This is a genomic window from Mangrovihabitans endophyticus (assembly GCF_014646155.1).
GTDB classification, from domain to species: Bacteria; Actinomycetota; Actinomycetes; order Mycobacteriales; family Micromonosporaceae; genus Actinoplanes; species Actinoplanes endophyticus.
Genome location: NZ_BMMX01000001.1, coordinates 360221 through 371719, shown reverse-complemented (window position 1 = coordinate 371719; position 11499 = coordinate 360221). Strand labels below are relative to the sequence as shown.

Annotated in this window: 6 protein-coding genes and 1 pseudogene; 2 read left to right on the top strand and 5 right to left on the bottom strand. The window is 69.8% G+C overall.

The window, feature by feature from the left end; genetic code table 11:
* Nucleotides 1-66: 66 nt before the first annotated feature.
* The 3 genes and pseudogenes from IEY73_RS01555 to IEY73_RS34040 all read right to left on the bottom strand — a co-directional run.
* Nucleotides 67-1917, bottom strand: a complete 1851-nt coding sequence (locus tag IEY73_RS01555) for an AfsR/SARP family transcriptional regulator (RefSeq protein WP_189077193.1) — start codon at nt 1915-1917, stop codon at nt 67-69.
* A gap of 153 nt (nt 1918-2070) precedes the next feature.
* A complete protein-coding gene (locus tag IEY73_RS34045; protein ID WP_373292736.1) occupies nt 2071-3189 on the bottom strand; it encodes an SDR family NAD(P)-dependent oxidoreductase in 1119 nt (372 codons plus the stop codon).
* Between the two features lie 144 nt (nt 3190-3333).
* A pseudogene (locus IEY73_RS34040) lies at nt 3334-3567 on the bottom strand (MaoC family dehydratase); the annotation flags it as partial.
* 138 nt (nt 3568-3705) lie between these two features.
* Here IEY73_RS34040 and IEY73_RS01545 point away from each other — a divergent pair.
* Together IEY73_RS01545 and IEY73_RS01540 are read left to right on the top strand one after the other, a co-directional pair.
* Nucleotides 3706-7023, top strand: a complete 3318-nt coding sequence (locus IEY73_RS01545) for a non-ribosomal peptide synthetase (protein ID WP_189077191.1) — start codon at nt 3706-3708, stop codon at nt 7021-7023.
* Nucleotides 7020-8648: an HAD-IIIC family phosphatase gene (locus tag IEY73_RS01540; RefSeq protein ID WP_189077190.1), complete on the top strand. Its 1629-nt coding sequence runs from the start codon at nt 7020-7022 to the stop codon at nt 8646-8648. Before IEY73_RS01545 ends, IEY73_RS01540 begins: the two co-directional genes overlap by 4 nt.
* 236 nt (nt 8649-8884) lie before the next feature.
* Here the strand turns inward: IEY73_RS01540 and IEY73_RS01535 are convergent, their stop codons facing one another.
* Entirely contained in the window at nt 8885-9853 is a 969-nt protein-coding gene (locus IEY73_RS01535) for a class I SAM-dependent methyltransferase (RefSeq protein ID WP_189077189.1), read from the bottom strand.
* Entirely contained in the window at nt 9850-11499 is a 1650-nt protein-coding gene (locus IEY73_RS01530) for a carbamoyltransferase N-terminal domain-containing protein (RefSeq protein WP_229715344.1), read from the bottom strand. The genes IEY73_RS01535 and IEY73_RS01530 overlap by 4 nt, the downstream gene beginning before the upstream one ends.

Here is an 11499-nt window from a genome sequence, read left to right as displayed (position 1 = left end):
CGCCTCGTACGGGCCGTTGACCTGCGTCGGGTGCTGCCGCTCTGGGCGAGGCGAACGATTCGACGGTCACGTGGCCGGCACGCACTTGCTAGGCGCGTCGCGCAGCGCGGCGGGCGGATCACCGGCGTGTGCACGACGAGCCGCGAATGCCCGAACGAGTTCATGCATCTCGTAACGGCCGACCCGGCGCTGTCGGAGGAGGTTCTGGTCGAGCAGGGCTTCCAGACTGCGGTCGATCCAGGTCGGCGGGTCGCCGGTCACGGCGGCGATCGGACCGGCGCTGACCTCGGTGCCGGGCTGACGGGCGCATTGCCGCAGCACGCGCTGCTGATGCGCAGTGAGCATGTCGTACGCCGTGGCGATCACCCGTTCGACCGATGACTGACCGATCGTCAGCTCGTCGAGCACGTGAGACGGGTCGCGAAGCCGATCGGCGAGGTGGGCCAGTGGCCACGCGGGACGTGCCTGGAGCCGGTGCGCGGCGAGAGCGACGGCCAGCGGCAGGTAACCGCATCTGGCCACCACCGCCGCGGCCGCCTCCGGCTCGGCCATCAGCCGCGTGCCGCCGGCGACCGTGCCGAGCAGCGCAAGCCCCTCCTCCATGGTGAAACCGTCCAAGTGGAGCGTGCGCAGGCCCGGGAGGGCGAGAGCGCGCCGGCTCGTGACGACCACCATGCACGTCGAGCTGCCGGGCAACAGCGGCTCCAACTGTTTCTCGTCCGCCGCGTCGTCGTAGACAAGCAACACCCGTCGCCCCGCCAGCCGGTCCCGGAGCAGGCTCGACCGTTGGGCGAGCTCGCCGGGAAGGGCCGAACCGTCCACCCCGAGCAGGCGGAGCAGTGACTCCAGGGCGGTCTCGGGCGCCACTCGCCCGCCGAGATCGAGGTATAGCTGACCGTCGGCGAAGTCCCCGCCGGCCACAAGGCGGTGCGCGGCGTGCAGCGCGAGCCGGGTCTTGCCGACGCCGGCCATGCCCTCGATCAGCACCGCGGTCATGGCGGTGTCCCGGTCGCGGCGCCCGGCCGCGCTGCCGGCGGAGACGAGCGCCGCGATTTCCTGGGCGCGCCCGACGAACTCGCCGATATCCGGCCGTAGCTGGCGGTGCGCCGTGACCCGGGCGGACGGGCTGCGGAGTTCCGCGCCGGATGAGTCGGACTCCTCGCCCCGGAGGATGGCGGCGTGCACGGCCTGCAACGCACTGCCGGGGTCGGCGCCCAACTGCTCGGCCAGGCCGGACCGGGTTCGCGCGTAGCACGCGAGCGCCTGCCCCCGGCGGCCCATCGCATGCAGCGCCCGCATCAGCGGTTCGGCCAATGACTCCAGCAGCGGATGCTCGGCCGCCAACGGGCCTACCAGCTCGATCACCGGCTGGTGCCGTCCCAGTTCGATGTGCAGGTCGGCCCATTCGGCCACCAGGTCCAGCCGGTTCTGTACGAGGCTCTCCCGCATCCTGGCGAACCAGTCACCGGCCACGCCGGTCAGCGGCTCACCCTGCCATCGGCCTAACGCCTCCGTCAGTAGTGCCGCACGCTCCGGCGAGCAGTCCGGCATCGACTTGGCCTGACGTACCAGACCGCGTACGCGGTGCAGGTCGACGCGGTCACGGTCGATGTGCAGGCGGTAGGCGCTGGAGCGCCGGGACAAGGCCACCGGCTCGCCGGTCACCTGCGCCGCACTGGCCAGCACGGCCCGGATCCGGCTCAGGTGCGCCTGCACCACCCTGCGGACCTGGGGCGGCGGCGCATCCCCCCAGACCCGGTCGACAAGGCATTCCAAGCTGACGGGGGCGTCGGCGTCGATGAGTAGGACGGCGAGGATGGCCCGCTGCTTCGCCGTGCCCAGGTCGAGTGCCGCCCCACCTGCCTGAGCTTCGACCGGGCCCAGAATTCTGAACTCCATTGCCTCCGCAGACCGCATCCGGGCCATGCTATGGCCAGTGTCGGCGGTACGACCCCTGTCCCGTCGGCGGGACGCGAGTCAGTGAACCATTTTCAACCTGGCATCGAGCCCGTCGGTTGCGCGCCGTCGACCAGTGGCGGCACCTGCCGGCCTCGCCACGTTGAAAAAGGTTCAGTCTCGATCCAACCGAACGGCCCGGCCGGGACTGCCCACGGTCGTGAGGAAACGCTCGATGATCGGTCCCGCGACCCGCTCGACGGGTGTGGCCTGCTCGCGGGCCGCCGGCGTGTTCGTCTGGTCCGTCAGCACCAGGCCGGGCCGTGCGGTGAAGAAGCGCGCCTCGGGCTGCTGGGCCGCCGTCCACGCGACAAGCCCTTCGACGGCTGACTTCGCGGTGACATAGTGCGGCCACGGAGCGGGCCGGGTTGCGAGTGCGGCCGAGGAGACGAGCAGGCACCGCCCTGCCGCAGCGACCAACGGCGCGAGCAGCCCGGCCAGCGGTGTGGCGACAAGGGCCACCGAGTCCGCGACATAGCGAGTCAGCCGGTCGACCGCAGCCGGTTCGAACATCAGAGCGCCGATCGTGGGGGCAGCATTGAGAATCAGGAAGTCCAGCCCGCTGCCGTCCCGGCTCAGATGATCGAGCACGGCCTGCGCCCACGCCGGCTCCGTCGCGTCTCCGCGCACCGCAGTGACGGCTCCCCGCGCGCCGAGCTGTGCGTTCAGTTCCTCGATCTCGGTACCGGCGTGGCGGTGTCCGACAAGCACGCGGCAGCCCTGGCCTGCCAGCCCCATCGCCAGGGCTGCGCCCAGCCCACGCGAGGCGCCGACGACGACGGCGGTCCGGCCGCTCAGCCTCCGCGACGGCGCCAGCACCTGGTCCAGCGCGGCGAGTGCCGGCGGAGCCACGTGATGCAACACCATCGCCTCGATTTCGGCCACGACGTACGGCGCCCCGTCCGCACACAGGTCGCCGCTGACGGTGATCAAGTGGAATCGGCGGTCCACGTCGGCGACGCGCGCGCCGTACACCCGTCGCCCCGAACCAGCCGCTCCCGTCAGCGAGAGCGAAAGGCGGCAGAGGAGCGCGCCCCGGCCGGGCAATTCCATGCCGGCCAGGAAGCCGCTCCAGGCCAGAGCCTCGAAAGCGGTCTTTCCTAGGACCTCGTACGCCCGCGGCCACCGTCGTGCCAGCGCCGCGAAGCGATCGTCGGGCGGCGAGTAGACCCCTGCGACGGTCGTACCGACGGCTGGTCCTTCGGCCGGATACACCGCGGGTTCGGCAGGCATCGACAGCTTCACGGACGGCATCGGGGCCGTCGGCCGGCCGACGGGCCGATCGGCCCCGGTGAGCCGGACGTCGATGCACAGCGTGCTTCCGTCGAGTACCTGCAGAGCGGTCCAGGACGGTCGCGCGGATATTTCGGTCCGATATGGAATGCCGGTCACCACGGGCCGACGAAACTCGATGTCCATTCCGTTCACCCGGCCGAGTCGCGGGCTGGATTCGTCAAGCGCAGCGAGGCAGGCGAGCACGCCGTGCGCGATGGGCCGACCGTACGGCAGGCGGCGGGCGAACTCCTCGCAGGAGTGCAGCGGGTTGAGGTCACCTGTGGCCGCAGCGAACTGCGCGACGTCTCCCCCGGTCAACTGCACGGTGGCACTCCATTCTCTCGGCGTTGCAACGGTTCACGGGTCTGGGGAGTGCGTACCGCATCTGTTGCAGCCCCGGAAGGCGCCGCTGTACGTTCGCTCCGCGGTGGCCACCCGCGAACGACTTTCTCGGGTCAAGCGAGGGGCGGCATCATGGCGGGCAATTTGCGCCGGGCTCAAGACATTCTGCGAGAGGTACGGGTTCGCAAGAAAGAACCATCATCAGCGGCCGACGCACCGCACACCATCCGAGCCGGCACAGATCCGAGGGCGCCTCGGCTTGTCGAGATCGTCGCGACGATTCTCGGCACCGACGCGGGGTCCGTGGACCTGAGCGTCCCGTTTGGACAGTTGGGCGGTGACTCCCTCATGGCGGTGCGGATTCTGTCGCAGTGCCGACGTGTGTTCGGAGTGGAGTTGCCGCTGCGCGCGCTGGGTCCGGGTGTGCCGCTGAGCGGTCTGCTGGATTCGATGCGGGAGCATGGAGGCGACCCGGCCGAGCCGGCGAGCACCGCCGCGGCCGGACCCCAGACCGACGCGACGGGCGGCGACGTCGTTCTGACACCCGGCATGCAGGCACTCGCCAGCCTGCGGGCCATCGCCGCGGACGAGGCGACCTACCACGTCGTCGTGGAGCTGACCATCGCCGGTGTGCTCGACCGGGAGCGGCTGCGCCGGGCGTTGCGTCTGCTGGCCGAGCGGCATGAGGCCTTGCGGTGCACCTTCCATGTGCGCGACGGCGAGACCGTCGGCCGGGTAGCACCGGTCGCTGCGCTGGACTACGCAGAATGCGCGACGCAGAGCGAAGCCGAGACGGAACAGGAAGTGCACCTGGCCGCGCGCGCACCGCTGGACCTGCAGGACCGTCCGGTGCGGGTCCGTCTGATCCGGGCCGCCGCCGACCGGCACCTGCTGGTCCTGACCTTGCACCACATGGTCTGTGACGGCCTGTCGGTACGCATTCTCCTGCGCGACCTGACCCGGCTGTACCGCGACGACAGTCCGGGTACTCTGCCGGCCCTGCGGCACCGGCTCAGCGATCTGGCCTCGGCGAGCGAGGCACGCCTGGACGGAGGACGGCGGGAACGGCTGGCTGCCCATTGGCGCACCGCCATGGCGGGCGCGCCCGAAGAGACTCGCCTGCCGGGCGATCTGCCGGAGTCGAACCGGCCGCAGACGCGCGGAGCGCGGGTACCTGTCGTTCTGGAACGCGACCAGCATCTGCGCGTTCTGGCCGCGGATTGCGAAGCAACGCTGTTCAGCGTGCTGGCGGCCGGGCTGGCCCTTCTTGCTCGGACATACACCGAGCAGGACGATCTGGTCATTGGATTTCCGGTTGCCGGCCGGGCGGATCCGGATATCCAGGATGTCGTGGCCTACCTGTCCCAGATGATGCCGCTGCGTATGAGGCCGGTCGACACCATGACGGTGGGCGAGTTGGTAGCACAGGCCCACGATGGCGTCGTCGCGGCCGTTGACCACGCGGATCTGCCGTTCGACGAGATCGTCACCGCCGTGGCGCCGCACCGCACGCCAGGGCGCCACCCGCTGTTCCAGGTCGCGCTGGTACTGCTGGCCGGTCTTGACGACTATGCCGCGGTGCCGGGCCTCACCTTCCGACGGCGAGACGTGCCGACCGGCACCACCAAGTTCGACCTGAGCTGGTACGTGGAGGAGACGACGCACGGGCTCCGCGGCTATGTCGAGTTCGACGCCGATCGCTACTCCACAGCGCTGGTCGAACGAATGGTCACCCAGCTTGGCACGGTACTGGACGGCATGGCAGCCGGCCGGGACCTGCCTGTGCACCGGATCCCGCTGCACACCGGCCCGGATCGCGATCGGATCATCGCGGAGTACGCGCCGCCCGCCGACCGGGCGCCCGAGGACGGGGTCGCTGATGATGTCGTCGCCATGGTCGAACGGTTCGCCGCTGAGCAGCCTGACCGGCCGGCGCTGTGGCACACCGGAGACCATGTCTCCTACCTGTCGCTCAACGGCCAGGCGAATCGGCTCGCCCGAGTGCTGCGACGGCAGGGCGTCGGGGCCGAGGATCTGGTGGGGATCCATCTTCCCCGGTCACCGGACCAGATCGCCGCGCTGCTCGCGGTGTTCAAGGCCGGCGCCGCCTACCTACCGCTCGACCCTGCCTACCCTCCTGATCGTCTCCGCTACATGGCCGAGGATGCCGGGGTGCGGCACATCGTCGCGGCAGGAGACGTCCCGTGGTTATCCGGTCTGCGGAACCCGCCGACGATCATCGACGTGTCGAGTGCCGGTGGGGAACCGGATTCGACGGATCTGCGGATCCGGCCGGATCCGGCCGGTCTGGCCTACGTGATCTACACCTCCGGTTCAACCGGCCGACCCAAGGGTGTCCAGCTCACCCATCGTGCGCTGGCCAACGTGATCGTATGCTCCGGTCCCGACTTCGGTATCGATCGGCACACCCGAGTGCTGCAGTTCGTCTCCTTCAGCTTCGACGCGTCGGTGTGGGAGATCTTCATGGCTCTGGGTTGGGGTGCCACGCTGTGTCTCGGCCCGGCCGATCACGCGGACTCGACACAGACCGTGTCCGAGACGATCCGCCGATGCGGCGCCACGCTGATATTCCTGACTCCCGCCCTGTTGGCGACGGTGGAGCCCGACGAGGTGCCCAGCGTCCGTCTCGTCATCACCGGCGGCGACCGGGTCTCGGCGAACCTTCGCGACCGCTGGCTGCCCCACAGCCGCTTCTTCGCCGCCTACGGTCCCACCGAGGCGACGATCGTGCAGACGTGGCAGGAATGCCGGCAGGATTCCCGCGCCGACGGACCGCCGCCGATCGGACGCCCGTTCGCCAACGTCCGTCTCTATGTGCTGAACCGCTGGGGCGATCCGGTTCCCCCCGGCGCTGTCGGTGAGGTGTGCATCGGAGGGCTCGCGGTCGGTCGCGGATACCGTGGCCGACCCGGGCAGACGGCGGATCGGTTCACTCCCGATCCGTATTCGCCGGTACCCGGCGCGCGTCTGTACCACACCGGTGATCTCGTACGCCGCGGAGAGTCGGGTGACCTGTGGTTCGTCGGTCGCCTCGACCATCAGGTGAAGATCCGCGGCTATCGGATCGAGCCGAGCGAGGTCGAAACCGTCCTGCGCCGGTCGCCGGAGGTCGCCGACGCCATCGTCCGCGCCGAGGCCGGGCCATCGGGCCAGGCCCGTCTGGTGGCGTATGTCCAGCCGGCCGCAAACGCCGGCGACGGTCTGGGCGAACGGCTGCGCCATTGGCTGAATCAATCGGTGCCGCAGCACACGGTCCCCGATCTCGTTCATCTGATCCCGGTCTTCCCGCTCACCGCCAACGGGAAAGTCGACATCGATCTGGTCCGGGCGCTCGCCGATGTGAGCCCGGCACGGCTCGCGGACCTGCTCTCCCAGGTGGAGATGCCGGAGCCCGCCGGGATGCGGCTCACCGAGGGCCCGCCCGCATGACGGCGACCCCGACCGTGGCGCTCGCCTGTACCTTCACGCAGGATCTCATCGCCGAGACCACGGCCTGGTGGCTGGCTCGGGTGCGCCCGGAGGCCCGGGTGACCACCGCGCCGTACGGCCAGTTGCTGGAGGCGCTGCACGACCCGGCCGGTGCGCTGCGCCCCGACGCCGGCCTGAACGTCATCGTGCTGCGCCCGGAGGATCTGCTTCGCCAGGGCGACGACGCGAGCCTTGTCTGTTCCCGCCGCGCGGACGCCCTGGTCACCGAGATCACCGCCGCCCTGACTCGGGCCGCGGCCACCGGCACGGCCCGGTGGCTGCTCGGTATCCCTCCCCCGTCACCCAGGCTGGCCCGGCACTCCGAGGCGCTGGCGTGGGTGGAGCGCGTGACGGGGAGAATCGTCGCCGCCGCTCGGGACGCGAGCATCCGGTCGCTTGACCTGACCGAGATGGTGGACTGCTATCACGTCGACGCCATCCACGACGAATATGGCGACGTACACGCGCACCTGCCCTACACCGACGATTACCTGGCAGCGCTGGGGACCTGGATAGCCCGCAGCGCGGAGGCTGCCTGGGCCCGGCCGCGCAAGCTCATCGTGCTCGACTGTGACAACACGCTGTGGTCGGGCGTCTGCGGTGAGGACGGCCCGGACGGCGTCGTCGTCACCGACGACCACCGGTACCTGCAGCGCTTCATGCGTCGGCAGCGGACTGCCGGGCGGTTGCTGGCGCTGTGCAGCCGCAACGAGGTGGCCGACGTCCGCGCGGTGTTCGCCCGCGACGACATGGAGTTGCCGCTCACCGAGATCACGAGCCATCGCATCGGTTGGCTCGGCAAGCCGGCGGCCATCCGGGAACTCGCCGACGAACTCGGATTCGCCCTTGATGCCGTGATCTTCGTCGATGACGATCCCATCGAGTGCGGGGCTGTCGAGCAGACGCTGCCCGACGTGGCGGTCGTCCAGGTTCCGACCGACGCCGGGGCCATCCCCGACCAGCTCCGGCACACCTGGGTTTTCGATCAGTTCACGGTGACCGACGACGACCGTCTCCGCCCCGCCCGCTACGCCGAGGAGCAGCACCGCCGGGACGCCCGGGAGGCGAGTACGGACTACGCCGACTTTCTCCGCCGATGCGCCACTGTGGTCGAGTTTCTGCCGCTGACCGCGTCGTCCGACGTCGCCGTGCTCGACCGGGCCGCCCAGCTCACCAGTCGCACCACCCAGTTCACGCTCACCGGGGAGGTGTTCAGCGTTCCCGACCTTCGCGCGTTCCTGCGCACCGGCGCGGGCTGGACGGTCGTCGTCCGCGATCGCTTCGGCGACTACGGCACGGTGGGCCTGCTCCTGGCGGAGCGGGAGGACCGCCCGGTGGTTGCGGTCCGCCTGCTGCTGATGAGCTGCCGGGTACTGAACCGCGGCGTCGAGAGGCAATTCGTACGGCATCTGCTGCATCACGCCACCGAGACCGGCGCGCGTGCGATCGAATTGCCTTACCGGTACACCACCCGCAATACGCCGGCTCGGTTGTTCCTCGCCGGATTGGCCGCGGAGCCGCTGGAGCCTCCGGATGGCCGCGTGTCGATGGCGATCGGCGCGTCCGCCCTCATCGAGCAGGCGTGAGGCCGGGCCTTCGATGACCGACCGGGTGGTGAGTAGGTCGGGGCGTTGGGTGGCCGGTACGGCGGCCCCTCCGCCGACGGATGGGGCGGATCTCGAAATGTGGATGTGCGAGGTTCTCCGCCGGTCGCATCCCCTCCGGCGCGCTGCGGCGATACGGCGCGCCGAGCGCGCGGCGCTGGAGCTGTTCCCGCCCGCGATTGTCGCTTCCGCGGTCGACCGTGCCGTGGTGTCCGCGATCAGCGGCGCGGGCGGGGAAGATCCGGATCTCTCCCGCCACGACAGATCGCCACGCACGACATCGTGACCTGAGCGGCCCGTGCGGCCGACTCGGTGTAGCCGGTCATCGGCAGGACATGCCGCTCCACGATTTCCAGGCCCTGATCGGCGATGAACGAGAACAGTGACTCCGGCGTCCGCCACAGCGTGATGTGGTCAGGCGCCGGGCTGTTCACGGGGATGTTCAGGTAGAGCCAGCCCTCCGCGCCGGTCAGCGCGGCAAGCCGGCGCAGCGCGTCGGCGGGCCGGTCGACGTGCTCGACCAGTTCGCTGGCGACGACCAGGTCAAAGGAACGCCCGGCGGGGGCGTGCAGCACGTCATGCCGGGCCAGGGTGACATCGGTGAGGCCGAGCAGGTTGAGGGTTCGCCGCGTCGACCGCAGGCTCCCGTCGCTGACATCCCAGCCGGTCAACCGGCCGGCCGGCCGGCGCGCGGCACTCGCCAGCAGCAGGCCGTGCCCCGGGCCCACTTCCAGCAGGCTGCCGCCCACGGGCAGCCGGCTCAGGAACCTCGACTCGTACAGTTGCATCGCGTTCGCGTGATTCGCCCACATCAACTGCGACAGCAACAGCCCGTCGGTATAGCGGCGCATGAAATCCGCGTCGGCGTAAACGGCCTTCGCCACCTCAGCGAATGATCGATACCGGTACGCGCCGGTGATCGAGAAGCGATACTCCTCAGCCAACAGGAGTTCGCAGGTCCAGCGGTAGTTGTCGACTGCCACGTCCGGGTCGTCGGCCACGATCGTGGCGATCGCGGCCGCGAGCCGTTCGCAGAGACGCAGGTGAGCCCTGTCGGCCGCATCGAACCGTCGCTGCACGAAGCCTGCGTGTTCAGGCCAGCGGTGCAGGATCCGTGCGATCACGTCGGCAAGCGCCGGTGACTCGGCGTCGGGCTGCCATCGCCGGGACGGCCGAGGAACGCTCAACTCGCGGCCTGCTCGCGGGTCCACAGCACACCGTCGTTCCAGATATAGCGCACCTGTCCCCATCGGGCGGCCGAGTCGAGGTCCGGGAAGAACCCGGATCCGTTGAAGTTGGCGCTCGTGTTGCACAGGACGGGCACTCCGCTGAGCTGTTCGTACCGGGCCAGCAGCTCGGCGATGACCGGCGCCTGGCGGGGGTTGACCGTCTGCAACCGTGCCGATCCGTCCAGGTGCATCACCGCCGGAATGCGGGCGCGCCAGTCGGGACGAATCTGGTGTTCGAACAGCATGTAGGGATCGGGTGTGCCCGGATCGAAGATGGCCTGTGCCCGGTCTTCCAGGCAGATCGGCGAGACCGGCCGGTACGCTTCACGCTTTTTGATCGAATTGAGCCGGTGCTTCATCTCCGAAGCCGTCGGCGCGGCCAGGATGCTGCGGTGGCCGAGCGCCCGCGGGCCGAGCTCCGCGCGGTCGTGCAGCACGAGCACCGGCTCGCCCGTGCGGTGCAGCACTTCGGCGAGATCCGTGACGGTGCAGCGGTCGCTCCGGTATCCCTCGACGCTCGTCGGTTTCGGCATGGCCGGTCCCCGGTATACCGACCAGTCCAAGGCGACCGTGCCGGTACGGCGGACCATCTCCGCGCATGCCACACCGAGGGCCGAGCCGGAATCGTTGGGGAACGGCGGAACCCAGACCGCGTCGAACAGTTCGCTGCGGCGCACGGCCGAGTTCCATTTGATGTTCAACGCGCAGCCACCGGACAGGCAGAGGTTGGGTACTCGGTCCCCGGCCCGTTCCCGCACCCGGCGCAGCGCACCGACCAGCCGCTCCCCTACCCAGTGCTGAAAGCTCGCCATCGCGTCGGACGGTTCGTAGGCCCAGGTCCGGGTGCGTTCGAGAAACCGGTCGGCGAAGGTCGCTGCGAACGCCATGGAGACTGTCAGTTCGGTGTCGTAGATCCGGTCGAACTCCTCGCACAGCTCCGGCCGTACCTGCCCGAGGGCGGTGTAGGCCATGACCTTGCCGGGAACCGTGAGCTGGTGGAACGCCTGTCTCTCCGGAGGCCCACCGAGGTCTTGCGGGCGGAACGGCGGGAAGCGCATGGCGAATGTCGGATAGATGTTGCCGATCAGGCCGAGCACCGGTCCGAGGTTCTCCACCCGCGGTCCGTCCGGTCGGACGTAGTAGCACCGAGGCAGAATCCCGCCGTCCCAGACGAGGACGAACGACGGCTCACCCGCGGCGGCGAAAGGGCTGGCGCAGTAGGCGGCGTAGATGTGGCCGGTGACGTGGTGGTAGCTGGTGTACTTCAGCTCGGAGCCGGCCAGTGGAAGCCCGTCGAATTCCCAGACCTTCGCGGTGTCATCGGTGAGCGCGGCTTCCCGGTACGGTGCCACCGGCAGGTGCACGGGTCCGTCCGGTCCGCCGGTGCGCACGGTGGGTCGGCGCTCGCCGTAGCCCCAGCCGTCCACCACGAAGGCTTCCACGTCGCGGACGTCGTAGCCCAGTTCGCGGACGATTCGTTCGATGGTCGCCAGGTCGGTGAGTTCGGCGTACCGCAGGCCGTTGTCGAGCTTCTCCATCTCGACGCTCCCGATCAGCCGGTTGTCGTCGAGGAGCGCGACCGTGCCGTCGTGGGTCACTTTCAC